This is a genomic window from Zoogloea oleivorans (genome assembly GCF_008107625.1).
In the GTDB taxonomy this organism is placed as follows: Bacteria; Pseudomonadota; Gammaproteobacteria; order Burkholderiales; family Rhodocyclaceae; genus Zoogloea; species Zoogloea oleivorans.
Genome location: NZ_SDKK01000011.1, coordinates 14,646 through 39,472 on the forward strand (window position 1 = coordinate 14,646; position 24,827 = coordinate 39,472).

The window sequence follows — 24,827 nt, forward strand, 5'->3', positions numbered from 1 at the left end:
TCAAGTCAAACCGAAGCTTGATCCAAACCAAATGCGCGGTGCAGTACGCGAACAGCCAGCTCCAGATATTTTTCGTCGATGGCGACGGAAATCTTGATCTCGGAAGTGGAGATCATCTGGATGTTGATACCTTCTTCAGCCAGCGTGCGGAACATGCGGGAAGCGACGCCCGGATGGGAGCGCATGCCGACGCCGACGATGGAAACCTTGGCCATGGTACGGTCACCCTTGATCTCGCGGGCGCCAATGTGGGCCTGGACCTGCTCGAGGATACCGATGGCCTTGTCGTAGTCGGGACGATTCACCGTGAAGGAGAAATCAGTGGTGCCATCGTGGCCGACGTTCTGGATGATCATGTCGACATCCACGTTGGCATCCGCCACCGGACCCAGGATCTGATAGGCGATGCCCGGCTTGTCGGGTACGCCCAGCACAGTGATCTTGGCTTCGTCGCGATTGAAAGCAATGCCGGAGATGATCGGCTGTTCCATGTTGTTGTCTTCCTCAACGGTAATCAGGGTGCCCTCACCTTCCTCCTGGAAGCTGGAAAGGACACGAAGCTTTACTTTGTACTTGCCGGCGAATTCCACCGAGCGGATCTGCAGCACCTTGGAGCCGAGGCTGGCCATTTCCAGCATCTCTTCAAAGGTGATGGTATCCAGCTTGCGGGCTTCCGGCACGACGCGCGGGTCAGTGGTGTAAACGCCATCCACGTCGGTGTAGATCTGGCACTCGTCCGCCTTGATCGCGGCAGCCAGCGCAACACCGGTGGTGTCGGAGCCGCCACGGCCGAGGGTCGTGATGTTGCCGGCCTCGTCAACGCCCTGAAAACCAGCCACCACAACCACGCAACCGGCATCCAGATCGCGGCGGATGTTGTCGCCATCGATATCCAGGATGCGGGCCTTGGTGAACGAGTCATCGGTGAGGATGCGCACCTGACCGCCGGTGTAGCTGCGGGCCTTGATACCTTCTTCCTGCAGTGCCATGCACAGCAGACCGATGGTGACCTGCTCGCCGGTGGAAATCACCACATCGAGCTCGCGTGGGCTGGGGTTGGCCGTAATTTCCTTGGCCAAACCGATCAAACGGTTCGTCTCGCCGCTCATGGCGGACAGAACGATAACCATCTGGTTGCCCTGGGCATGGGCCTTCGCGACCCGCTTGGCGACGTTCTTGATCCGTTCGGGATTGCCGACGGAAGTGCCGCCATATTTCTGAACTATGAGCGCCATCTTGACTTCTAAGAAGTTGAGGGTGTGGAAAGCCCGTGATCTTAGCGGATAACGCGAAACAGCGCACCTGCGAGTTTTATCCGGGCTGCGTGGTCCACGTCACGAAATTTTAGTGTGGAAAACCCTAAGCAATGCAAATATGGCGTTGTATGTGTTGCGAGTAGTGATCTATACTTTCCGACATATAACGAAAGTTATATCCAACAACAGCTACCCTGTTGTAAAAACTGACAGAGTGCAAACCCGTAGAGGATGGCAAAATGAAAACGACCGAAAAAGTTGATGTGCGTGAAATCCGTCGCAAGCTGGGCATGAACCAGTCCCAGTTCTGGTCCAAGATCGGTGTAACCCAGAGCGGTGGCTCCCGCTACGAAAGCGGCCGCAACATTCCGCGCCCCGTGCAAGCCCTGCTCCGCCTGGTGCACATCGAACAAGTCGATATCGGCAAGATCAAGAAGGATGACGTGGAAGTGGTCGAGTACCTGAAGGCCACCAACCCGGAGCTCTTCAAGACCCTGAAGAAGGAAGCCCGCGCCAAGCGCAAGGAACGCGTTCCCCACTGAGCCTGGGAACGTGTTTATTCAGGGGCTGACTGTAAGGGTCAGCCCTTTTTCATTGAGCTGACGGGCAATCGCCTTCAGCTCATGTGCCGATAATTGCTGCAGATGCAGGGCTTCCGGCTGGAATGACGGCCGGGCGACACCGTAAAGATGCACGCCCTTCAGTGCCGCCAGCCCGGCGAGTTCAAGCATCGCAATATAGTTGCTCACAAGTTCGCGGGAAGGCAGTTCGCCATCCCAGCGGAACATGCACGTCTGCACCCAGGTCGGGCACAGGGAGGCGCACAGGGCCAGGCGCCTGGCATGGGTTTCCGGATTGACGTCGATACCGTTGATACGCTGGATATCGGCTGCCGTCCCGGCATCAAACTTGAACCACACCTCGCCGCCCGCCGCCGCCAGAGCCTTCAGCGCAGTCTGCACATAGGGCCGATCAATCAGGCTGCCATTGGTGATGAGCCGGATCGGCACATCCACCAGCCCCGCCGCGTCGCGCATGACGATCACCCGCTCGACGATCTCCGCAAAGGCCTTGCTGCTGGTCGGCTCGCCATTACCCGAGAAGGCGATGTCGCGGATCACCCGCGCCTCGACCGGCACGTGCTCTTCCATGAAGCTGCCGTGAAGCAGTGCATGGAGAAAGCTCCGCAGCTCTGTTTCAAGCAGCTCAAGGTCGATCTCCGGCGCCGCCCCGCGCACCAGCCCCGGCACCTGACAGTAGGCACAGTGCCAGTTGCAGGCATTGTTCGGATTCAGGTTGATACCCACCGACACGCCGCCGGCCCGCCGCGACACCACCGGATAGACGTAAGTCATGTCGATGAAGCCGCGGTTGTGATCGGTAACGGTGAGCATTTGCGGGAGGGTGTTCATACCGGCATCCGGGTGCAAAAACGAGGTGCGTATAATACGGGACCTTTTTTGATACACGGTCCTCCCCATGCGTATCACGCGCCGCCTGGAATTTGACGCGGGCCACCGCATTCCCGACCACGCCAGCCAGTGCCGTCACCTCCACGGCCACCGCTATGGACTGGAGATCACCCTTTCCGGAGAGATCATCCAGGCCGGCGGCTCGCCGGTGAACGGCATGGTCATGGACTTCGCCGATGTAAAGTCAGTGGCCAAGCAACACGTCGTTGATGTGTGGGATCACGCCTTCCTGGCCTACAGGGGCGACACCGCCGTGGTGAACTTCCTGCAGAGCATGCCCGGCCACAAGACCGTCATTCTCGACATGGTACCCACTGCCGAAAACCTCGCTGCCGAAGCCTTCCGCATCCTCGACCCGCTGTACCGCGACGTGTACGGCAACCACCTGCGCCTGGAACGGGTGCGCCTGTTCGAAACCCCCAACTGCTGGGCCGACGCCCTGGCGAAGTAACCGGCTACTACCCGCAGCCCGTCTTCCGCCGCCACACTGCCTCCACCCCTCACCCAACGGAGACAGACATGGCCAAAAAAATCCTGATGATCTGCGGCGACTTCTGCGAAGACTACGAAACCATGGTGCCCTTCCAGGCCCTGCTGGCTGTCGGCCACACGGTGCACGCCGTGTGTCCCGACAAAAAGGCTGGCGACACCATCGCCACCGCTATCCATGACTTCGAAGGCGACCAGACCTACACCGAGAAGCGCGGTCACAACTTCGCCCTCAACGCCACCTTCGCCGACATCCGCGCCGAGGACTACGACGCACTGGTGATCCCCGGCGGCCGCGGCCCCGAATACCTGCGCCTGTACCCGGCCGTGATCGCCGCCGTGCGCCACTTTTTCGAGGCCAACAAGCCGGTGGCGGCGGTATGCCACGGCGCCCAGCTGCTGGCCGGCGCCCGCGTGCTCGAAGGCCGCACCTGCTCGGCCTACCCGGCCTGCCAGGCCGAAGTCGAACTGGCCGGCGGCACCTACGCCAACATCCCGGTGGATCAGGCGATCACAGAGGGCAATCTGGTTTCCGCCCCCGCCTGGCCCGCTCATCCGGCATGGATCGCCCAGTTCCTCGCCCTGCTCGGCACCAAGATCAGCCACTGATCAAACCGGCTGCAGCACAAGGCCCCCGCAGCACCTACAATGGTTTTGCGGGGGCTTCCCCGTTTCAGGAGCCCTTCCGCGATGTGCCAGATCTTCATCAACGCCGACCCGGATCTCTACACCACCCGCAGCCGCTCCATCCGCCTGCATGGTGTTGCCACCAGCCTGCGCCTGGAAAACCTGTTCTGGAACGTGCTTGAAGAAATCGGCGAACGGGACGGACTCAGCGTGCCGCAACTGGTCAGCCGCCTCTACGACGAACTGGTTGCCAGCCGGCGCCTCGAAGAACACGCGAACTTTACGTCCTTCCTGCGGGTCTCCTGCATGCGCTACCAGCAACTCCAGCTGGCCGGCCGCATTCCTGCCGACACCCGGGTACCGATTCGCAGCCTCGATCCCGCCTGGGTGCTGGCCGCCGAACGACGCCCCTCCGCCTGAAAGCCTTCGCGATGATCGACCTGTACTACTGGACCACTCCCAACGGCCACAAGATCACCCTCTTCCTCGAAGAAGCCGGGCTGCCTTACCGCATCGTGCCGATCAACATCGGCAAGGGCGAACAATTCCAGCCCGACTTCCTGCACATCGCCCCCAACAACCGCATCCCGGCAATCGTCGACAACGCGCCGGCCGGCGGCGGCGAGCCGATCTCGATCTTCGAGTCCGGCGCCATCCTGCTCTATCTGGCCGAAAAAACCGGGCAGTTCCTGGCCGCCGATCCGCGCGTGCGCATCGACACCCTGCAGTGGCTGTTCTGGCAAATGGGCGGCCTTGGCCCCATGGCCGGACAGAATCACCACTTCGTGCAGTACGCACCGGAAACCATTCCCTACGCCATCGACCGCTACGTCAAGGAAACTGCCCGGCTCTACGCGGTTCTCAACAAGCGCCTGGCCGACCGGGAATTCATCGCCGGTGCCGATTACTCCATCGCCGACATGGCCTGCTACCCGTGGATCGTGCCTCACGAACGACAGCGCCAGAACCTCGCCGATTTTCCGCATCTCGCCCGCTGGTTCGAGGCCATCCGCCAGCGACCGGCCACCGTGCGCGCCTACGCGCTGGCTGAACAGATCAACAAGGCACCGGTCATGGACGAAGCCGCAAAGAAGCTTCTGTTCGGTCAGGATGCAGACACAGTAACAAAAGCGTGAACCAGGCCCGGGACGCGAAGGCCGGCTTCCGGTAAAATGCCGGCTTAGCTGAAGCCGCTTCTTATTTCCGGGCCCAAGACCGCTTCACCCTTCACCCGGCCCGCGCCCCTCTCCCATGACTGCTCCCATCGAACGCTTCGACCAGCTCGACCTCCAGGCGCCGCTCCTCGCGGCCCTCACCGAGATCGGCTACGAAACCCCCTCGCCGATCCAGGCCGCCTGCATTCCGCTCCTGCTCGCCGGCAACGACATCCTCGGCGAAGCCCAGACCGGCACCGGCAAGACTGCCGCCTTCGCCCTGCCCGCCCTCGACAAGGTCGACCTCTCCAAGCGCAACCCGCAGGTGCTGGTGCTCGCCCCCACCCGCGAACTCGCGATCCAGGTCGCCGAAGCCTTCCAGCGCTACGCCAGCAAGATGCCCGGCTTCCACGTGCTGCCCATCTACGGCGGCCAGAGCATGGTCGTCCAGCTCCGCCAGCTGAGCCGCGGCGCCCACGTGATTGTCGGCACCCCCGGCCGCGTGATGGACCACATGGAGCGGAAGAGCCTCAACCTCGACAGCATCACCACGCTGATCCTCGATGAAGCCGACGAAATGCTGCGCATGGGCTTCATCGACGACGTCGAATGGATCCTCGAACGCATCCCAGCCGAACGGCAGACCGCGCTCTTCTCGGCCACCATGCCGGACGCCATCCGCCGTGTCGCCCACCGCTACCTGCGCGACCCGAAGGAAGTGAAGATCAAGTCGGCCACCACGACCGTCTCCACCATCCGCCAGCGCTTCCTGCAGATCGCCGGCCCGCACAAGCTCGACGCGCTGACCCGCATCCTTGAAGTCGAAGACGAATTCGATGCCGCCATCGTCTTCGTGCGCACCAAGACCGCCACCGTCGAACTGGCCGAAAAGCTGGAAGCCCGTGGCTACGCCGCCGCCTGCCTGAACGGCGACATGACCCAGCAGTTGCGTGAGCGGGTCATCGAACAGCTCAAGAACAAGACCCTCGACATCGTCGTCGCCACCGACGTGGCCGCCCGCGGCATCGACGTACCCCGCGTCAGCCACGTCATCAACTACGACATTCCGTACGACACCGAAGCATACGTACACCGCATCGGCCGTACCGGGCGTGCGGGCCGTACCGGCAATGCCATCCTGTTTGTCGCCCCGCGCGAAAACCACCTGCTGCGCCAGATCGAACGGGCCACCCGCCAGCCCATCGAGGCCCTCAAACTGCCGTCCCGTGAAGCCGTCGCCGACAAGCGCGTCGCCTCCTTCCGCCAGCAGGTTTCCGAAGTCCTCGAATCCCAGGACCTGGCCTTCTTCCTCGACGTGATCGCCGGCATGGAAGAGAACAACGACTCCGACATCCGCGAGATCGCCGCCGCACTGGCCTACCTGGCCCAGAAGGATCGTCCGCTGCAAATGCCGGACTCGGGGAAGCCCGACTTCGCCCAGATGTCAGCCTCCGCCGCCAAGCCCGAGCGTCCGGCCCGTGACAGCCGCGAGCAACCGCGCGAAGCACGTGAAAACCGGGGCGAAATCCTCGAACGCCGGCGTGACTACGCCGAAGGCCGTCTGGCCCGCTACCGCATCGATGTGGGTCGCGAACACATGGCGTCGCCCAAGGACATCGTCGGCGCGATCGCCAATGAAGCCGGCATCGAAAGCCGCTTCATCGGCCAGATCAACCTGTTCGAGGACTACAGCACCGTCGAACTGCCGTCCGACCTGCCCAACGACATCCTGCAAATCCTGCGCCGGGCGCGGGTGCGTCAGCAGCCGCTGAACATCCGCCTGGCCAGCCCCGAGGAAGCCAGCCGCGAACGTGGTGGCCGTCCTGGCCCTGGCGGCCCCGGCGCTGCGCCGCGCAGTGCCGGCCCGAAAAAGCCTTTCCGCATGGAAGGCTTCGACCGCCCCGCCGGCGGCGACTTCAAGTCCCGCAAGCCCAAGCCCTGAGCCAATAAGCCGGAGCCTGTTCCGACAGGTTCCTAGCTCAGTTCAAAGCCACCGACGATCCGCTGCAGTGCTTCAAAGCAGCGGGCGTCGATGGCTTTTCCTACTTCTGCACCCATGATTTCCAACGTTTTATCCACCGGCACCGCCCCCCGGTAGGGGCGTTCGGCAGTGATCGCATCAAAAATGTCTGCGGTAGTAATGATCCGGGTCTCGAGCGAAATCTGCTCGGCATCAATCCCCCGGGGATAACCCTTGCCATCGAGGCGCTCGTGGTGGGCACCTGCCACCGCAGCCAACTCCGCGAACGCATCGATACGCGACAGAATGCTTTCCGTGTAGACGGCATGACGCTGCACGGCGGCCCATTCATCGGCATCCAGCTTGCCTGGCTTGTCGAGAATCGCGTTGCTCACCCCCAGCTTGCCCATGTCGTGGAGCAGTGCCGCCCGCTTCAGCCAGCGCCGCCGCGGCAGATCCATCCCCAGCTCTTCGGCAATCCGGTCGGTATAGAACCCCACGCGGGCGCTATGCCCCGAAGTGTAGGGACTCTTCGAGTCCACGACCTGACCGAAGGCTGCGGCAATCTCGTCCAGATAGTCTTCGTCCAGCGGCACCACAAAACGCCCGGGCTCCAGCGCAAACACCGCCTTGTCCAGATCGGGTGCCGAAAGGCGCTCCCAGAATCCGGGCATTTCCGCACAGCGCCGAAAGGCCGACACCACCGCCGGATCGAACCACGAGCCGCAGCGGTCCTCCACCTCCCAGCACGCCGCATCGACCCCGTCAGAGACATTGAAGACGTCCACCACCTGGGCCAGCAGGGCAATTCGCGAAAAAACAGGGATATCCTCCCCTTTCAGTTGCCCCGGGCGCCCGCCGCCGTTCCAGTGCTCATCAAGACCGTGAATACCCATCGCCACCGCCTCGCTGAAACGCAGTTGGCGGGCGATATCGGCACCACGGGTACAGCGGGTCTGGATCAGCTCCTGGGCAATGCCGTCACCGTTCTGGAAGATGTTGGCCATGGCCTTGAAGCGCTCGCTCAGGCCCGCACCGAGCCCGGTGTGACTGATGACGAACTTGAGCACCTTGGGCAGCCTGCCATTCACCGTTTTGAAGTCGCGCTTGAAAGACAGGTCATCGGTCATGTAGAGCTCACAGATCCGTGCCGCATTACTGCTGCAGCCCAGATCCTTGAGGAGCAGCGTGTAATAAAGCTCCCACAACGCTTCGTCGGACAGCCCCATCGCTCGTCCCACATGCATGCCAATCCAGCAACAGCGCACGCAATGCCCTTCCGGCTGCCCCTCCGTGATGTCGAGGGCATGACTGAGCGCCCCGATCAGTTCCGACAGTGTCAATCCGCCAAGTGGCATCGTGCCTCTCCACCCAAGTTCATCCTGCCCGCTGCCCTGCATCGGCAAACGGAATCAACGATGGCTAACGGCACAAAACCAGGGGACTGAAGACACGGCGATCCGTTGCGCGCAGCCCACACTTGCGCCGTCCAGAGCCGTGGAAGCAGAAGGGTCTGATAAAATGTAACGCTACTGCCATTCCTTTGTAACAAATCAAACTCATGTTCGGACGCCTGCTGCCCCAAGAGGGCCGTTTTTTTGACCTTTTCAACAACCATGCGGAGCAAATCATTCTGGGAGCCCAGGAACTGGTCGCCCTCATGGAAGACCTGGCTGGCGCAGAAAAACATATCGCCAACATCGAGACGATCGAACAGGCCGCTGACAAGATCACCCACGAAACCGTCGCCCAGCTCCACAAGAGTTTCATCACGCCCCTCGACCGCGACGAGATCCACAGCCTCATCAATGCCATGGACGACATTCTGGATACCGTCCAGGATGTGGCCGAGTGCATGACCCTGTACCACATCCAGCGCATCACCCCCGAGGCCCTGCAACTGGCCAACGTCAGCCTGTCGTGCTGTACCCGCGTGAAGATCGTCGTCGGATTGATCTCCAACATGGACAACGCCAGCGCCATCCTCCAGACCTGCCAGGAAATCGACCGCCTGGAAACCGATGCCGACCGCATCATGCGCGGCGCCATGTCCAAGCTTTTCCGCGACGAACGGGATGCCCTGCAGGTCATGAAGCTCAAGGCCATCTACGAGCAGCTCGAATCCATTACCGATCGCTGTGAGGACGTCGCCAAGATCGTCGAAGGCATCGTGCTCGAAAACGCCTGAGCCTCCCCTATGGAACACGTACAGATCGGTTTCTGGGTCATCGCCGGGCTCGTCGTCATCGCCCTGCTGTTTGACTTCATGAACGGCTTTCACGACGCAGCGAATGCCATCGCCACCGTCGTCTCCACCGGCGTCCTCAAGCCCCATCAGGCCGTCGCCTGGGCCGCCTTCTTCAACTTCGTTGCCCTCTTCGTTTTCCAGCTCAAGGTCGCCAGCACGGTGGGCAAGGGCATCATCGATCCAGGCGTGGTAGACCACTACCTCATCTTTGGCGCCCTCATCGGCGCCATCGCCTGGAACGTGGTCACCTGGTATTACGGCATCCCCTCCAGCTCGTCCCACGCGCTCATCGGCGGTCTGGTCGGCGCAGCCATTGCCAAGGCCGGCAGCACCGATTCGCTGATCGCCGCCGGCATCTGGAAGACCGTCGCCTTCATCATCATCTCACCGCTGTTCGGCTATGTGCTGGGTTCACTGACACTGGTGGCGGTCGCATGGATATGCCGCAACAAGACCCAGCGCCGGGTAGACAAATGGTTCCGCCGCTTGCAGCTCGTCTCGGCAGCGGCCTACAGCCTCGGCCACGGCGGTAACGATGCCCAAAAGACAGTCGGCATCATCTGGATGCTGCTGATCGCTGCGGGCGTCACCGCCCAGGGTGATCCGGTGCCGATGTGGGTTGTCGTGCTGTGCTACATGTCCATTGGCCTCGGCACCCTCTTCGGCGGCTGGCGAATCGTCAAGACCATGGGCCAGCGCATCACCAAGCTCAAGCCCGTCGGCGGCTTCTGCGCTGAAACAGGTGGTGCGATCACCCTGTTCCTGGCCACCAGCCTGGGCATCCCGGTATCCACCACGCACACCATCACCGGCGCCATTGTCGGTGTGGGCTCGGTACGCCGCACGGCGGCTGTGCGCTGGGGCGTTGCCGGCAGCATCGTGTGGGCATGGGTCCTTACCATCCCCTGCTCCGCGCTGATCGCCGCAGGCGCCTACTGGCTGGGCCGTACGCTGATGTAAGGATCAGCGGGGTGCTTGACGTGCGCGAGGAGAAGCCTGATCCTCGCGCCACCCCGCTTTTCCACTACTTCAAACGATGGCCACTCCCACCCTCAAGCAGCAAAAAACCTTCGCCCTCATCCGCATCATTGGCGGCCTTGCTGCAGCCACTGTGCTCGGCTATTCCTTTGCCGCCAATATCCTGGCCGGCCAGCCTGCCGAGGGCCCGGTCCTGATGACCGGCCTCATGGCCTTCATCGGCCTGGGTTACGCCGCTTTCTATACGCGCAGCCTGAGCCGCGTCGCCGAAGCCGAAAAAGACACGGAGCCGCGTTGAAGCGTGCCATCGGCCTGATCGCCGGGGCTGTCCTGCTCGGTGGCTGTGCGAGCAGCGGCCCGCTCGAATCACGCCCCTCGCCCAAACTGCCGCCCCTGCCAGGCGAACCGGCCGCCGGGAGCCGTCCCGTGCCAGTGCCCGAGCCCCTCCGCCCGCCCCCGCTGCCGACGCCCGCAACCCCGCTGCCGCCGCCTGTCGCCGCAAAACCGCCCGTCGCCGCGTATCCCGGGGAACGGGAAGGCCGCACGCTCGTCGCCCGCTTCATTCCGCCTCAGGTGAAAGACCGGGACGCATGGGCCGGCGACATCTTTGGCGCCTTCTCCGCCCTGCGGATCTCCCCCACGCCCGACAACATCTGCGCCGTCATCGCAGTCATCGAGCAGGAATCGACCTTTCAGGCCGACCCGCCCGTGGCAGGCCTGCCGCAGATCGTCTGGAAGGAAATCGACAGCCGGCGCGAACGCCTGCATCTGCCCAGGCTCCTCATCGACGCCGCCTTCCTGAAGAGTTCCCCCGACGGTCGCAGCTACAAGACACGGGTCGATACGCTACGCACCGAGAAACAGATGAACGAGCTGTTCGAGGACATGATTTCCGAGTTTCCCCACGGCAAATCCCTGCTCGGCGGCTACAACCCGGTGCGCACCGGTGGACCGATGCAGGTCAGCGTGGCCTTCGCCGAGGATCAGGTGAAGGAAAAAGCCTATCCCTATCCGCGCCGCGGCAGCATCCGCAACGAAGTCTTCAGCCGCCGGGGCGGAGTGTACTTTGGCACGGCTATCCTGCTCGACTATCCGGCGCCCTACACCAAGCCCCTGTTCCGCTTTGCCGACTTCAATGCCGGACGCTACAGCAGCCGCAACGCCGCCTTCCAGAGCGCCGTGGCACGTCTGAGCGGGCAGCCACTCGCCCTCGATGGCGACCTGCTGCGCTACAGCGGCGGCGCACCGTCCGCCGAGCCGAGCACCACACTCACCGCACTGCAGCGCATAGCCGGCCGCATCGCCCTGTCGCGCCAGGATATCGAGCATGACCTGCGTCTCGAAAAAACCGCCCAGTTCGCCCAGACCCCGCTTTACACCCGTGTTTTCGCGCAGGCAGAAGCCGCAGCAGGAGGGCGCCTGTCCCGCGAGGCCATGCCGCAAATCGACCTGAAAAGTCCGAAAATCAGCCGCAAGCTGACTACCGCCTGGTTCGCCGAAAGGGTCGATGCACGCCATCGGACATGCCTGGGACGAGACCCGTCCTCGCTACCCTGAGTCGCCCCGGAACAGCCTGCAACTTCCTTGATCCAAACCATACGCGGGGGTACGGACGACCTTTACAATCGAGTACAGGCTGTGCCGCAAAGGCATGATTTAATCTACGATAAAACGATATCAAAGGGAGAGAAGCACATGAGTTTCCAGGCGCAATACGCCAGCAAGCGCGTCACCGCGGACGAAGCAATCCGCAACATTCATAACGGCGACACCATCGTGGTTCCGACCGCGGTAGCCGAACCTCCGGCGCTGCTCACCGCACTGTCCGAGCACCGCCGCGATTTTCGGGATGTGAAGGTGTCCCAGATTCTGGCCGTGCGCAAGTTCGGCTACCTTGATCCGGCAACCGCCGAGCACGTGCGTCACGTGGCCTACTTTTTCAGCGGGGCCACCCGCCCCGGCTTCAAGGAAGGCGCAGTCGACTTCTACCCGAGCTACTTCTCGGAAATGCCGCAGTTGATCGATCGTGGCCTGATGCCTGCCGAGGTGGTGTTCACTCAGGTTTCGCCCATGGACAAGCACGGCTACTTCTCGCTGGGCCTCGCGCCGGACTACACGATGGCCGCCATTCGCAAGGCCCGTGCGGTGATCGTCGAAGTGAACCCCAACGTTCCCTACGCTTTCGGCAACTGCCACATTCATATTTCCCAGGTCACAGCCCTGGTCGAAAATGATGAGCCGGTGCTCGAAGTGGGCCTGCCAACCATCGGCCCCGTGCAGGAAGCCATCGGCAAGTACGTGGCCGACATGATCGACGACGGTTCAACCCTGCAGATCGGTTATGGCGGCATTCCGGATGCGGTGGTGATGCAATTGACCCACAAGCACGATCTGGGCATCCACACCGAAATGATCGGCGACGGAATCCTGACCCTGCTCGAGGCCGGTGCCGTGACCAACCGCCGCAAGAACTACATGCCGGGCAAGATGGTGGCTACCTTTGCGCTGGGCTCCAAGAAGCTCTACAACTGGATCGATCGCAACCCGATGATCGAGATGCATCCGGTGGACTTCACCAACGATCCTTACCTGGCTGGTCAGAACGACAACCTGATGTGCATCAACGCCACGCTGGAAATCGACTTCCTCGGTCAGTGCGGCTCCGAAAGCCTCGGTCCGCTCCCCTACTCCGGTACCGGCGGCCAGTCCGACTTCGTGCGGGCAGCCAACCGCTCCAAGGGCGGCAAGGCCTTCATCGTGGTCCCGTCCACGGCCAAGGGCGACACGATTTCCCGTATCGTCCCGACCCTGACGCCGGGCACCCACGTGTCCACCAGCAAGAATGACATCAACTACGTGGTGACCGAATACGGTGTGGCCCAGCTGCGCGGCAAGAGTGCCAAGCAGCGCACCCAGGCCCTCATTGCCATCGCCCACCCGAACTTCCGTGCCGAACTGACGGAAACCGCCAAGAAGATGCACCTGCTGTAATCAGGGCGGCAATACTTCTTTTACGCTCCGGCCCTGGCCGGAGCGGCTTCAAAACTGTTCCCGCTCAAGGGATCATCGCTTCCAGTTCATACTTGGCGCCTTCGTCCAGGCCCAGTACCTGCACCAGGTAAGGCATCACCTTCTTCAGTGTCGCCGGCAGGTTCCACGGCGGATTGACGATGAACAGCCCGCTGCCGTACATCCCGTAGCCGTCTTCCGACGGCTTTTGCACGTCAAGGCTCACATTCAGCCAGCTGGTGATCGGCAGACGCTTGAGCTTTTCGGGCAACTCGCGCGCCATCATCGAATTCAGGCGCGGGAACCACACCACATAAGTACCCGTCGGAAAGCGGCGCAGACTCTCCTTCATCATCGTCAATACGGTACGGTAATCGGTCTTCACCTCGTAAGGCGGATCGATGAGCACCAGCGCCCGCCGGGTCGGCGGCGGCAGGAAGGCGTTGATGCCGGTGAAGCCGTCCAGCTCCTGGATCAGAACCTTGTTGCCGGCGTTTTCAAAGGTCTTCTGCAGCAGACGGCTGTCGGACGGGTGCAGTTCAAACAGACGCATCCGGTCGTCCTCCCGCAGCAGCGGCGCAGCGCAGCAGGGGGAGCCGGGATAAAGGTGCAGCTTGCCCTTGTTCGGGTTCAGGTCACGCACCAGCTTGAGGTAGCTCTTCAGCTCCGCCGGAATGTCCTTGCGGCCGAGGATGCGGCCGATTCCCTCTTCGTACTCCGCGTTCTTGCGCGCGAAGGCCTGGTCGAGGGAATAGCAGCCGGCGCCGGCGTGGGTATCGATGTACCAGTAGGGTTTGTCCTTCTGGTTGAAGTATTCCAGCAACTGGACGAGGACGAAGTGCTTGAGCACGTCGGCGTGATTGCCGGCATGGAAGGCGTGGCGGTAACTCAACATGGCGAATGCGCCCGGAAACGGGTACTAAGGATCAGGGTCGCGATGCTATCACCTCGACCGCCCTGCCGCCTGCCCGGCGATCACTCCGGTGCGTTGTATTTGCGCCGCGAGCCATGGAAAAGCGCCACCGGGTACTTGGCTTCATTCTTGGCCAGCTTGATGCGCGTGGCCGCATCCAGGTCGATGCCGGCGCGCTCGGCGATCAACAGCAGGTAGAGCAGCACGTCGGCACACTCGTCCTCCAGGGCCTCGCGCTCGTGCAGATCGGCCGACAGGCTGGCAATCTCGTCGTCGCTCTTCCACTGGGTCAGCTCCAGCAATTCGCTCGCTTCCAGGTTGAGGGACACGATCAGGTTGCGCAGGGAATGAAACTGGGCCCAGTCCCGGGCGTCCCGGAAGGCCGCCACCAGCCGGGTGAGTTCGTCAAGATCGCCAGCCATGGCTCACCCCTTCTTGCGGTCGAGGAAGGCCGCCACTGCCGTGTCGTGCTCTTCCGAAGTATGGGTCAGGGCCTGGTAGGCCGCCGACAGTTCAAGAATCGTATCGAGCCGGCTCGTCTGGGCCTCCCGCATCAGGCGCTTGGTCATGCGCAGGGCCTGGCCCGGATTGGCGGCCATGCGTTCGGCCAGCGCCCGCGCCTCATCGAGCAGACTCGCAGCCGGCACCACCTTCGACACCAGGCCGATCGCCAGAGCCTGCTGTGCGTCGAGCAGATCGCCGGTAAAGCTCATTTCCGCCGCCTTGGCGTAGCCCACCACCCGTTGCAGCAGCCACGCACCACCATCGCCGGGAATCAGGCCGAGTTTGACAAAACTTTCGGCAAAGCTGGCCTTGTCGGAAGCAATGCGGATATCGGCCATGCAGGCCAAATCACAACCCGCACCGATGGCCGGGCCGTTGACCGCGGCGATGGTTGGCACATCGAGACGGTAGAAAGCCAGCGGAATGCGCTGGATCCCGTTGCGGTAGTTCTCCCGCACCGCCATCCCGCCGCCTGCCGCCAAACCACGCTTGTCGCGAAAATCCTTGACGTTGCCACCAGCGCAAAAGGCGCTTCCGGCACCGGTGAGGATCACCACTTTCACCGACTGATCCCGCTGGACCTGCTCGCAGGCCTGCACCACGGCATCCCACTGGGCCTGACTGGAGAGGGCGTTGCGCTCTCCGGGGGCATTCAGGGTCAGGGTCACGATTCCTCCCTGTTGTTCGAAAACCACAAAATCCATCGTCGCCACCTTGCTCTCCTCCTGTTAACGGGACATTCCCGGAAGACTTGCCCAAGCCCTCGAAAGACTGAGCTAAGCCCTTATTTCCCTTACGGAAAGGGCAAGAAAAACCCCTTCCCCTTGCGCTCGACTGTCACCCTGATATTATGGCGCGCTCTTCGGCTGGCCATTCGGCGGCACGGCCGAAACTTAACTAAAACAGGAAAAAATATGCCGATATACCGCCTCGGAGAGCTTGCTCCGCAGTTGCAGGAGGGAGTCTGGATCGCCGAAAACGCCACCGTCATCGGCGATGTTCGGCTTGGACGTAACGTGAACATCTGGTTTGGCGCAATTCTGCGCGGCGACAACGACCCCATCACGATCGGCGACAACACCAATGTGCAGGACGGTTCTGTCCTGCATACGGACGACGGCGTGCCACTGGACATCGGCGCCAACGTGACCATCGGCCACAAGGTGATGCTCCACGGCTGCAAGGTGGGCGAAGGCTCCCTGATCGGCATCAACGCCGTGGTGCTGAACCGGGCGGTCGTCGGCAAGCACTGTCTGATCGGTGCCAACTCGCTGATTCCCGAAGGCAAGGTGATTCCCGATCGCTCGCTGGTATGCGGCTCGCCAGGACGCATCATCCGCGAGCTGACCGATCATGAAATCAGCCGCCTGCAGGCCAGCGCCGACGGTTATGTGAATAACGCCCTGCGCTACCAGGAAGAGCTGGTCAAGCTTTAAACGGCTTGCCAGAAACGCACCGCGGGCCAGGCCCGCGGGCGTTCAGGCAAGGGTCAGCATGATCGGCTGATGATCCGAGGCCGCCGTTGCCTGGTCCACCGCCACCGCCTCGACCTGGTCCACCAGGTCGGCGCTGACGAAGAAATAATCACAGCAATACGCCCGATCGGGCCATTCCGCGCCGTTCAGTCCCACCGTGCGCAGATGAGGAATCTCGCTGTAACAGGCGCGCCAGGCATCCTCCCAGCCCGACACATCGGCGCTGATCGGCGCCGTCATGCGGTAATACTCCGGGCTGCCCGGCTCGCAATTGAAGTCACCACACACAATGGCCGACGATGAACGCGGCCATATGGCAAACGGCGAATCCACCCCGGCGTTGCGGCCGGCAACCTGCCCGCCCATCTCTGCCAGACGAACCGCATCCGACTGCAGCATGTGCAGCGCCGCAATCTGGGTCATGCGCTGGATGCGCGAGTAGTACTCCAGGTGGGTGTTCATCACCCGAATCGGCCCCCTGGGCCCATCGACGATCACTTCCAGACACACCCGCGGCATGCTCGGCACACCTTCTTCAGGCGGACGCGGCAGGCTGTGACGAAAAACCTGCCCGACCGGCAGGCGCGACAAGGTCAGATTGCCGAAGCGACTGCGGCCACCGGCACCGTCCGGCACATCGACCCCTTCCGCAAAATGCGCGCTGTAGCCCGGGAAAGCCCCAGTCAGCACCGCAACCTCATCGACCGGCGCATCCCCCTGCAGGCCGGCAAAACCGACCGCAACCTCCTGCAGGCACATCACATCGAAATCGCCCAGCGTACGAATGGCCGAAATCGTGCGGCTGAGGTTAACCACCCCATCGGCACCCCGCCCCCACTGAATATTCCAGCTCAGTAACTTCATTGAAAATCAATTCTCCATGGTTTTCGATCCCTTCCCGAAACAGCTCACGGGGATCGCTATGGACGAGAATAGCAAGCCGGCGGCAGCGCCTCCTCTCCAATCCTCCGCGCTCTGTGCTCAATTGCCGAAAGGATTACAGGTCTTTGATAAAAACAGGATTTTTGTCACGAACGCAAAAATCAACAAGGCAGTGACAAGCGACTAAAGCAGGCATCCGCACTGCCGTAAACCCCTTTGTCACCTGCTCACCTGAACGATCATGTCCACGCCTCATGAACTCGTCGCCTGCGTCGAAAAGCTGGCCAGCCTGCCAGCGGTCTATCACCGTATCCGGGATCTGCTCGACGATCCGGAGAGTTCGGTGCATCAACTGGCCGAAGCAGTTTCCAGCGATCCGGCCATCACGGCGCGGGTCCTGCAGGTCGTCAACAGTGTCCTGTACGGTTTCCCCGGCAAGATAGAAACCGTCGGCCGGGCCGTCAATCTGATGGGCATGCAGCAGGTCCATGATCTGGTACTCAGCACCGCCGTTGTTGGTGCCTTCGCAGGCATCCGGCCGGCCAACATGCACATGACCCACTTCTGGAAGGATTGCGTTTTCCGGGGCATGGCCGCCCGCGCAGCCGCCCGCCAGCTGGGCATGGGCGATCCGGAGCGGATGTTCGTCGAAGGGCTGCTGGCCGATATCGGCCATCTGGTGATGTTCCAGGCTGCGCCCGAGGCGACCCACGCCGCACACGAAAAGGCCCGTCATGCAGGAATGCCGCTGCATGAGGCCGAACAGGCCGTCATCGGCTGCAACCATGCGGAAGTTGGCGCCGCCCTGGCCTCGGCCCTGCATCTGCCGAGCGGCTTTGCCACCGCCATCGGCGCACAACTGATGCCGGCCCTCGGCGGCCCCCATGCCACCGAGGCCTCGTTGCTCAATGTGGCCAACCAGATCCTCGCCACGGAAGACCTGGAGAACCCCGACGAAGCGGCCCTGCTGCTGCTCGATCCGATGAGCGCCGCCCGCCTCGAACTCGACGCCGGACGCCTGGCGGCGATCCGGCTTCAGGCGCGGGACGAGACGCCTGCCGTCATCGCCCTGTTCTTTCCGAAGGGCTGAACGGCATTACAGGCGACGAAAGACCGTCTCGACGGGCTCTCCCGCCGGCACCAGACCGCGCCACACCACGGTGGTGCTCGGCACGATGCGGTCGTAGCCGCGGGACACCCAGCCGGCCAGCGGTTCGTCCGAGCCATGCAGAATGCTCACCTCGCCATCCTGTGGCAGGGTCATGCCCAGGCAAACCCCGCCATTGGTGATCTTGAGACCTTCCGGCGTACACGTCACGCTGCAGTCCTCGCTGAAATGCCAGTGCAGGGTCAGCGTCTGCGCCGTCGCCGCCGCCACCACATCCTCAACGATCAGGCTGGCAGCAAGCTTGTCCACGTGCCAGCTGCGGCGATGCAGCGGACGGCCCGGCAGGCGCCGGTAGCCATCGTGTTCCGCCACCAGGCGGTCGACGGCCGGGGTGGACTCCCGCTCGATGACCTGGGTCCGGTACTTTTTCATCCACATGAACTTGCCCCCCGACACGGCCTGATCCTGGCCGGCGATGGACAGCGTGTTGTGCATGGCGGTACCGCGAAAGCCATCCCGCCAGGTGCGCGGCCCATGATAGGTGCCAGTGCCCGGATCGATGAGAAACTCGCGTCCGGCAACCGACAGCGTAAAGGACAGGGCATCTGCGTGGCCATGGGCGGCAATACCGCCGAGCCCGAGCAGGCCCGCATCGGCCACGATGCGAAACTCGCTCGGGGTATCCAGGTTGGCGCCCAGCACAAACACGCCCCCGTCCGGAAAATCCGTACGAGCCGTCGCCGGCGCAGCCTGCAGCAACAAGCCGTCAAACGGCTGGCACGCTTCACGCCCGAGCAGCCAGACGGTACGTGAATCGACGATGCCGGCCTTGCGGGCCAGCCCCGGATTGCCGAACAGAAGGGCTCCCGTAGCCAGCTGGGAATGGAAGGCACAAGCCTCGGCGCCAAAAGACAAACCCGACACAAGACCGTCATCGGCATCGCCGAACATCGGCACATGCCCGCCGCTGTCCATGATGGCTGCCACGTATTCGAGCATGGCCTCCATGCGCTGCCAGTAGGCTTCGCTGAACGGCTTGCCGGTGGCCCGCGCAGCGAGGCCGGCAAAAAGCAGGAAATCCCACACGAACTGCTGATAGGCCGTGGCCTGCTCCCGATTCACCCCGTCCGGCGCATTCTGACGCAGGGCCTCCACTTCCAGCCCGTCCCGGCCGATCCGCCGCCACGCCTTGGCCTCGTCCCACAAGGGCCAGGTGACCCCGGCGACGAACAGCCCGCTCAGTTCGCCGATCAGATGATTGTTCGCCGAAGAATGGCGCGAGCGGTGACCACGGATGAATTCCGCATGACGCCACACACTGTTCAGCCAGTCGGTACGCAGCACCTTGCCCACCGGTTGCTCGAAAAGGGGTGACTGCATGCCACCGATCAGTTGCCACACGGTCGCCCAGTTGATCAGCCGGATGCCCGCTTCAAGAGAACTCGCCCAGTTGGGGCCCTGCAGGTACGGACACTGGAGGAACCAGCTTTCGAGCAGGCTGCCGATCGCATCCAGGTAGCGGCGTTCACCGCTGATCTGCCAGGCCTGGGCCAGCGTCACCAGTTCCAGATGACGGTTGGGCTCCCACAGATACTTGATGTCGCCGGTGACCGTAATGTCACGGAAGCTCATGAGCTTGCCGTAGGTCATCGGCAGCAGCGCGGCATTGTCCGGATTGCGGTTCCATTCGGGCGGAAAACCCAGGCTGACCGCACCACGGGCGAAGATCCGCCACTGCCCGGAGAGCACTTCGTCGGCCCGTTGCAAAACCGTCCGGCCGGGCTCCGGCACCTCCCGCGGCAACCAGCGGGCGCCCGGCTTGTCGAGCCGCGGCGACGGCACGGAAATGGGTGGACGGTAACGCTCGACGGCCTGCGTGGCGCTCGTTCCCGCCCGCTCCACCATTTCCGACACCGACATGCAGCGCAGCCGGTTCCAGTACCACCCCACCCGGGTAAGATTCGACATAAATTTACTGCTCTCCACTCAACCGGCTGACAATCTGCCGGAACTTGCCATTGCGCGTGCGCTCGATACTGGCCACGCGTTCTATTCGAATATTCACCCGCTCGCCCAGACGGTCCCGCGCCCGGCTGTCGAGCGCCAGCTCTTCACGGCGGCCGAAATCCGGTCCGGCGACGATGCGGATGCACACCTCGTCGAGGCGCTCCTGCACCACCTGGGCCTCCATCAGCCCGAACAGGCCCGAAAAAATCCAGTCCAGCATCACCACATGCCGTCCATCCGGCGTGCGGATCACATCGTCCACCCGTCCGAGCACCCGCTCCACAACCCGGAAACTGCGTCCGCACGGGCAGCGGTAGGCGGGATCGGCAGGCACCACCACATCGTCGGCCCGGTAGCGGAACAGGGGCATGCTGCGATTGCCGAAACCCGTGCCGATGAGGTTGGCCGTACCGTCGTCGTTGTGCTCGAACTCGACGCAGCCGTAGTCCTCCATCACGTGGTAATTACCGTGCTCGCAGGTGCCAATGGCGGCCACCCGTTCAAAGGCCCCGTACCAGTCGAAAACGCGGCAGCCAAAGCGCTCGACGATGACACGCCGGTCGTCCGCACCGAGGGTTTCCGACGAGGTCACGATGCCACGCAGGGCCTTGCCCCGGTAGGTCAAGTCGTGCTCCTCCAGCCAGCGGGCCAGGTAGCTCACCGATGAGGGATAGGCCTGGATCATCACCGGATCGAATTTTTCAAGGGCGGCCAGATAGGCGGCGCCGTTTTCCCGGGTCAGGTGATAGGAAGACAGCATCAGCATGTTGTCCGCCCGGTTGATGCGCCACAGGGGCCCGTCCGCCTGATGTGCCGGCACCACCGGATCGCCCCGCAACCAGGCCCGGCGCTCGCCCTGGCGATAGCCGGCCCAGCTGGCCTGACGGTCGACGAAGGCTTGCTCGAAGGCAATCGACGCCCGGTCGCGCCAGCCCAGCATGGCCCGCCCTGTGGTACCGCTGGTGGAACCCTTGAAGCGCAGCCAGGGGCCACCTTCGGCGAGCAGGCTGGCACCGGCGGCGATCACGTCGTCCTTGCCCAGCTCGGGAATGAGATTCAGGTCAGTGAGACTCGTCCACCGGGCCGGATCGATATCCAGCCGGTCGAACAGGTCCCGATAGTAAGGCACCCGCCGCTGCGCATCGAGCGCCAGCTGGCGCAGGGAGTTCAGTTGCAGCGTCTGCCACCCTTCCGGGGACAACCACTGGCTGCGCTCGATCGAAGCAGTGGTCTGCGTGAGGATCCGGCGCTGGGTCAGCAGGCCGCGCAAACGGCTCTGCATGGACAGCAGCCTCTCCTGCAGGGGCAGCGGCGCAGCGCGATAGAAAGGGGAATGACTCGAAAACATGTCGGTTTCAGTTCCTTGGGCGCGGGTCGGCATCAAGACACCGCCAGGCGCTGTCGAGCAAGGCCGCCACGCGGTCCACGCCATAGCCGGCCAGCACGCGCTCGCGACCAATTTCGCCCATCCGGCGGGCCAGTTCGACATCGGCGAGAAGCGGCGCCAGTGCCTCGACCAGCGAAGCCACATCGTCCGGATCGGCGAGCAGGCCGTTAACCCCATCCGTCACCACCTGGGGAATGCCGCCCACACGCGTGGCCACCACCGGCAGCCCCGCCGCCTGAGCCTCCAGCAAGGCCATCGGCAAGCCCTCGAAACGGGACGGCAGCACAAACAGACCGGCCCGCGCCAGCAGTCGGGCCTTGGCCTCGCCGGCAACCCAGCCGGGCAGCTCGAGACGCTCCGGCACGCCCGCCGCGGTGGCCGCCGCCCGCAGCGCATCCATGTCTCCTTCTCCGGCCACCACGGCCCGCAGCGCCGGATAGCGCCCGGCCAGCAGCGCCAGCGCCTCGATCAGCACGAAGACGCCCTTCTCTTCCTCTAGACGGCCAAGGAACAGCAAGGTCTGCGGCTCGCGCACGACCCCGTCAGGCAGGCTCGACGGCAGGACCGGATTGGGCAGCACCCGAACATCCGTATGGCGAATGTTCTGGCGCAGCCAGGAAGCCCAGTTGTCCGACAGCACGAACACCACCCGCGCACCGCGGATCGTGCGTTTAACCCAGGCCCGTTCAAGCTGCGACGCCCCGGCGTAATAACGGTCGAAGGCGCCGCCGTGCAGATGAAAGACATACGGCTTGCCGGCCAGCCGGGCCAGCGCCAGAAACAGGCTCTTGCGCCGAAAGCTGGCGTTGGAGGCCGAATGGGCATGCACGGCTGCCACCTGCCCGCTGAACAGCAACACAATGAAGCGCAGCAAGGCCCGCAGCACCGCGCCAAGCTTGGCGACCGGGCCACCGTCCACGTAAGTCGGCACATGGATCACCGGACGACCAACGTACAGGCCGGCCTCCTGCCAGACCCGCAACACCGAAGCGATACCGCCCCGGGCGCCCGAATCGGGCCCCAGCATGACCAGTGCCGACACGCTGGACTCAGACATGGGCCAGACCTGCTGACGTCCTGATCCACCGGGGCACATCCGGATACTTGCCAAACCCGCGGTAGAGTCCGTGCTCAATGCTCATTGCAGTGTGTTTCCGTTCGCGGCCAGCGTGCCGGCCACGGGCTGACGTCGCTCGTCGGTGATGTGCTGGATCATCAGGCGACGCTTGCCGCGGGCCGTCCGCGCAATGTGGCTGACCACCTCCAGCTCGGTGTCCACACAGCCCAGCAGCTTGACCTTGAAATAGTTGCGGATCACCTCGAGCACCGCCGGATCGAGCGGCGTGGCCGACTGCAGGCGGACGATCAGCTTGCCCGGCGCGAACTGCTCGTACTGGCACGCCTCGATCTGCAGGAACGCCGGCGGACGCAGCCCGCCGAGCGACGCCACCGGAATCCGGCGGCCATCCGCACCCACAAAATAATCGTTGTTGCGCCCGTCGATGCGCTCCAGCACCGGATAGCCCGACAACGCCGGATGGGCCGGCTTGTCCGACCACATGGCCAGATCGCCCGTGCGGTAGCGGATGAAGGGCATCACCTTGTTGTCGAAGCCGGTGGCCACCACTTCACCCTGCACACCGGGCTGCGTGATCGGCTTGCCCTCGTCGTCGATGAGTTCCACGTGGCCGTACAGCGGCCACACAAAATAGCGGTGATCGTCCGGCATCGAACCGGCCATCACCGAACGCTCGGAATGGCCGTAGTGCACCAGCACCGGACAGCCGAACACCCGTTCGATCAGATCGACCATGTCGGGCTCGGCGCATTCCGAGAACAACTGCACGCCGCGCACGGCCTCGGTGAAACGGGGGTGCGGGTTGAAGTCCAGCCAGCGGGCCAGCTCATACACTGCCGACGAATAGCCCTGGATGAAACTCACCCCGTGTTCAATCGACGCCTCCACGTGACGCGGCATGTAGGCCGCATCCAGGTGGTTGGGGCTGATCCACAGCATCCGCTTGATCGGCTCGTAGCTGTGCAGAGGGCCGTTGTCCGCCGCCGAACCGCGAATGTTGCGGCCGCGCAGGGACAGCACCACGTCCTGCCGGGTCAGGCCGATGCGCTGACTGTAGGCCTCGATGTAGGCCGCCTCCTTGGCCCGCGAGACGCCCTTGTGAAGAAAGAAGCGGAAGGGTTCCGCCACCGAGCCGCTGGTCTGCATGGGCAGACGGTGCTCGGGCGCACAACCGGTGGACAGGTATTTCTCGGGTTCGCGCCGGTAATCGAGCTTGGTCATCAGCGGAAACAGCGCCAGCCACTCGGAGGCCGGCATATCGATCAGCAACTGGGCGGCGATGGCCGCATAGGCCGGCACCGTCTGTGCCGCCCACAGCAGGGTTTCGCGCAGGCGGGCTTCAGCCAGATGGCCAATTTGATCCGCCGACCCGAGGGCCGCTTCGGCCCGGTAGCGCGGATAGTCCCGGCCATGACGCAGGCTGTCGGGAAGCAGGCCGTAGAGGCGCCCGATGGGTTCCTTGACCCATTGCGGCGCGTCCATGTAGCGCTTCAGCCAGCGGTAGCCCCAGTCTTCGATTCCCATATCCGCTCCCGCCCCCTCAGCGCTTGATCCACTCGCGCGCAAACAGCGCGACGAAGGCCATGTCATCGATGAAATAACGGCGGAACATGCGCCGCGGCTCCTGCAGGAAACGGTAGAACCACTCCAGCCCGGCCTTCTGCATCCACACCGGCGCCCGGCTGACGAGGCCCACGGCCACATCGAAAGTGCCACCGACGCCCATCGCGAAAGGCACCTTCATGGCCTCCTGGTAACGGGCCAGGAAAGCCTCTTTCTTGGGGGAACTGATGGCCACGAAAAGGATGTCCGGCCGGGTCGCGGCGATGGCCGCAACGACCCCCTCCTCCTCCTCCGGCGTCCAGTAGCCGTTGCGATAACCGGCCAGGGTCAGGCCCGGGTAGCGCGCCGGATAGATGCGGGCCACGCCGCTCACCACCTCTTCACGGGCGCCGAGCAAAAAGACCCGCCAGCCCTGCTCGGCCGAGCGCTTCATCAGCGCCTCGAACAGGTCGATGCCGGTGACACGCTCCTTGAGCGGCTGGCCGAGCAGGCGTGAAGCCCACACCACCGGCATGCCATCGGCGTTGATCAGGTCGCAGTCGTTGATGATCTGGCGCAAGCCAGGATCGCGACTGGCCTTGACGATCTTGTCCACGTTCACGACCACATGCTGGTGTGGCTTGCCGGAACGGATGAAGCCATCGACCTGCCGAAGGGTTTCCTCCATGTTCAGGTTATCCACCGCACACCCCATCAATTGAATTCTCATAGTCATCA

The 24,827-nt window shown here is 63.2% G+C and carries 26 protein-coding genes; 14 read left to right on the forward strand and 12 right to left on the reverse strand.

The annotated features are described in order from the left end of the window. Window positions 1-5 precede the first annotated feature (5 nt). Window positions 6-1,235 carry an aspartate kinase gene (locus ETQ85_RS12545; protein WP_148579415.1) on the reverse strand — a complete coding sequence of 410 codons (1,230 nt, stop codon included), beginning with the start codon at window positions 1,233-1,235 and terminating at the stop codon, window positions 6-8. 260 nt (window positions 1,236-1,495) lie between these two features. On the opposite strand from ETQ85_RS12545, the gene ETQ85_RS12550 reads away from it, so the two are divergent. Beyond that, a complete protein-coding gene (locus ETQ85_RS12550) occupies window positions 1,496-1,798 on the forward strand; it encodes a helix-turn-helix domain-containing protein (RefSeq protein ID WP_148579416.1) in 303 nt (100 codons plus the stop codon). A gap of 18 nt (window positions 1,799-1,816) precedes the next feature. Here ETQ85_RS12550 and ETQ85_RS12555 read toward each other — a convergent pair whose 3' ends face one another. After that, window positions 1,817-2,668, reverse strand: a complete 852-nt coding sequence (locus ETQ85_RS12555) for a radical SAM protein (RefSeq protein WP_148579417.1) — start codon at window positions 2,666-2,668, stop codon at window positions 1,817-1,819. Window positions 2,669-2,735: 67 nt separating this feature from the next. On the opposite strand from ETQ85_RS12555, the gene queD reads away from it, so the two are divergent. The 5 genes from queD (at window position 2,736) to ETQ85_RS12580 (ending at window position 6,940) form a co-directional block, all read left to right on the forward strand. Next, the gene (gene queD, locus ETQ85_RS12560) at window positions 2,736-3,179 is read left to right on the forward strand and encodes a 6-carboxytetrahydropterin synthase QueD (RefSeq protein ID WP_148579418.1); all 444 of its coding nucleotides are present in this window, start codon (window positions 2,736-2,738) and stop codon (window positions 3,177-3,179) included. 68 nt (window positions 3,180-3,247) lie between these two features. Then, complete coding sequence (locus ETQ85_RS12565; protein ID WP_148579419.1) at window positions 3,248-3,826, forward strand: DJ-1/PfpI family protein; 579 nt, start codon at window positions 3,248-3,250, stop codon at window positions 3,824-3,826. Window positions 3,827-3,907: 81 nt separating this feature from the next. Next, on the forward strand, window positions 3,908-4,264 hold the full coding sequence (locus ETQ85_RS12570; protein ID WP_148579420.1) for a ribbon-helix-helix domain-containing protein: 357 nt from the start codon (window positions 3,908-3,910) through the stop codon (window positions 4,262-4,264). Window positions 4,265-4,275: 11 nt separating this feature from the next. After that, window positions 4,276-4,980 (forward strand): glutathione binding-like protein, encoded by a 705-nt coding sequence (locus tag ETQ85_RS12575; protein WP_148579421.1) that lies wholly within the window; start codon window positions 4,276-4,278, stop codon window positions 4,978-4,980. A gap of 115 nt (window positions 4,981-5,095) precedes the next feature. Next, window positions 5,096-6,940, forward strand: coding sequence for a DEAD/DEAH box helicase (locus tag ETQ85_RS12580; protein ID WP_148579422.1), 1,845 nt, complete (start codon window positions 5,096-5,098; stop codon window positions 6,938-6,940). A 32-nt stretch (window positions 6,941-6,972) separates the two neighbouring features. Here ETQ85_RS12580 and ETQ85_RS12585 read toward each other — a convergent pair whose 3' ends face one another. Next, a complete protein-coding gene (locus ETQ85_RS12585) occupies window positions 6,973-8,316 on the reverse strand; it encodes an HD-GYP domain-containing protein (protein ID WP_148579423.1) in 1,344 nt (447 codons plus the stop codon). A 203-nt stretch (window positions 8,317-8,519) separates the two neighbouring features. Between ETQ85_RS12585 and ETQ85_RS12590 the strand changes: the two genes are divergently transcribed. From ETQ85_RS12590 to ETQ85_RS12610, 5 genes are all read left to right on the forward strand, one after another. Then, window positions 8,520-9,146 (forward strand): DUF47 domain-containing protein, encoded by a 627-nt coding sequence (locus ETQ85_RS12590; RefSeq protein WP_148579424.1) that lies wholly within the window; start codon window positions 8,520-8,522, stop codon window positions 9,144-9,146. Window positions 9,147-9,155: 9 nt separating this feature from the next. Then, window positions 9,156-10,166, forward strand: coding sequence for an inorganic phosphate transporter (locus ETQ85_RS12595; protein WP_148579425.1), 1,011 nt, complete (start codon window positions 9,156-9,158; stop codon window positions 10,164-10,166). A gap of 76 nt (window positions 10,167-10,242) precedes the next feature. Next, complete coding sequence (locus ETQ85_RS12600) at window positions 10,243-10,482, forward strand: hypothetical protein (RefSeq protein WP_148579426.1); 240 nt, start codon at window positions 10,243-10,245, stop codon at window positions 10,480-10,482. Continuing rightward, window positions 10,479-11,741: a DUF1615 domain-containing protein gene (locus tag ETQ85_RS12605; RefSeq protein ID WP_148579427.1), complete on the forward strand. Its 1,263-nt coding sequence runs from the start codon at window positions 10,479-10,481 to the stop codon at window positions 11,739-11,741. The genes ETQ85_RS12600 and ETQ85_RS12605 overlap by 4 nt, the downstream gene beginning before the upstream one ends. Window positions 11,742-11,879: 138 nt before the next feature. Then, entirely contained in the window at window positions 11,880-13,175 is a 1,296-nt protein-coding gene (locus ETQ85_RS12610; protein ID WP_148579428.1) for an acetyl-CoA hydrolase/transferase family protein, read from the forward strand. A 64-nt stretch (window positions 13,176-13,239) separates the two neighbouring features. Here the strand turns inward: ETQ85_RS12610 and ETQ85_RS12615 are convergent, their stop codons facing one another. From ETQ85_RS12615 to ETQ85_RS12625, 3 genes are all read right to left on the reverse strand, one after another. After that, a complete protein-coding gene (locus ETQ85_RS12615; protein ID WP_148579429.1) occupies window positions 13,240-14,088 on the reverse strand; it encodes a 23S rRNA (adenine(2030)-N(6))-methyltransferase RlmJ in 849 nt (282 codons plus the stop codon). Window positions 14,089-14,168: 80 nt separating this feature from the next. After that, the gene (locus ETQ85_RS12620; RefSeq protein ID WP_148579430.1) at window positions 14,169-14,528 is read right to left on the reverse strand and encodes a nucleotide pyrophosphohydrolase; all 360 of its coding nucleotides are present in this window, start codon (window positions 14,526-14,528) and stop codon (window positions 14,169-14,171) included. Window positions 14,529-14,531: 3 nt separating this feature from the next. Beyond that, a complete protein-coding gene (locus tag ETQ85_RS12625) occupies window positions 14,532-15,314 on the reverse strand; it encodes a crotonase/enoyl-CoA hydratase family protein (RefSeq protein ID WP_148579431.1) in 783 nt (260 codons plus the stop codon). Between the two features lie 210 nt (window positions 15,315-15,524). On the opposite strand from ETQ85_RS12625, the gene ETQ85_RS12630 reads away from it, so the two are divergent. Continuing rightward, window positions 15,525-16,046: a gamma carbonic anhydrase family protein gene (locus tag ETQ85_RS12630; protein WP_148579432.1), complete on the forward strand. Its 522-nt coding sequence runs from the start codon at window positions 15,525-15,527 to the stop codon at window positions 16,044-16,046. Window positions 16,047-16,088: 42 nt separating this feature from the next. Here ETQ85_RS12630 and ETQ85_RS12635 read toward each other — a convergent pair whose 3' ends face one another. Then, on the reverse strand, window positions 16,089-16,949 hold the full coding sequence (locus ETQ85_RS12635) for an endonuclease/exonuclease/phosphatase family protein (RefSeq protein WP_148579433.1): 861 nt from the start codon (window positions 16,947-16,949) through the stop codon (window positions 16,089-16,091). Between the two features lie 16 nt (window positions 16,950-16,965). Here ETQ85_RS12635 and ETQ85_RS12640 point away from each other — a divergent pair, with 16 nt between their 5' ends. Both ETQ85_RS12640 and ETQ85_RS12645 read left to right on the forward strand, forming a co-directional pair. Then, window positions 16,966-17,154 (forward strand): hypothetical protein, encoded by a 189-nt coding sequence (locus ETQ85_RS12640; protein WP_148579434.1) that lies wholly within the window; start codon window positions 16,966-16,968, stop codon window positions 17,152-17,154. 54 nt (window positions 17,155-17,208) lie between these two features. Then, window positions 17,209-18,057, forward strand: a complete 849-nt coding sequence (locus ETQ85_RS12645; RefSeq protein ID WP_148579435.1) for an HDOD domain-containing protein — start codon at window positions 17,209-17,211, stop codon at window positions 18,055-18,057. 6 nt (window positions 18,058-18,063) lie between these two features. Here ETQ85_RS12645 and ETQ85_RS12650 read toward each other — a convergent pair whose 3' ends face one another. From ETQ85_RS12650 to ETQ85_RS12670, 5 genes are all read right to left on the reverse strand, one after another. Continuing rightward, window positions 18,064-20,043 carry a heparinase II/III family protein gene (locus ETQ85_RS12650; protein WP_148579436.1) on the reverse strand — a complete coding sequence of 660 codons (1,980 nt, stop codon included), beginning with the start codon at window positions 20,041-20,043 and terminating at the stop codon, window positions 18,064-18,066. Window positions 20,044-20,047: 4 nt separating this feature from the next. Continuing rightward, a complete protein-coding gene (locus ETQ85_RS12655) occupies window positions 20,048-21,430 on the reverse strand; it encodes a phenylacetate--CoA ligase family protein (protein WP_148579437.1) in 1,383 nt (460 codons plus the stop codon). A gap of 7 nt (window positions 21,431-21,437) precedes the next feature. Next, complete coding sequence (locus ETQ85_RS12660) at window positions 21,438-22,526, reverse strand: glycosyltransferase family 4 protein (protein ID WP_187394696.1); 1,089 nt, start codon at window positions 22,524-22,526, stop codon at window positions 21,438-21,440. Window positions 22,527-22,607: 81 nt separating this feature from the next. After that, window positions 22,608-24,071 carry a phenylacetate--CoA ligase family protein gene (locus ETQ85_RS12665; RefSeq protein ID WP_148579439.1) on the reverse strand — a complete coding sequence of 488 codons (1,464 nt, stop codon included), beginning with the start codon at window positions 24,069-24,071 and terminating at the stop codon, window positions 22,608-22,610. A gap of 16 nt (window positions 24,072-24,087) precedes the next feature. Beyond that, complete coding sequence (locus tag ETQ85_RS12670) at window positions 24,088-24,819, reverse strand: WecB/TagA/CpsF family glycosyltransferase (protein ID WP_222862153.1); 732 nt, start codon at window positions 24,817-24,819, stop codon at window positions 24,088-24,090. Window positions 24,820-24,827 lie beyond the last annotated feature (8 nt).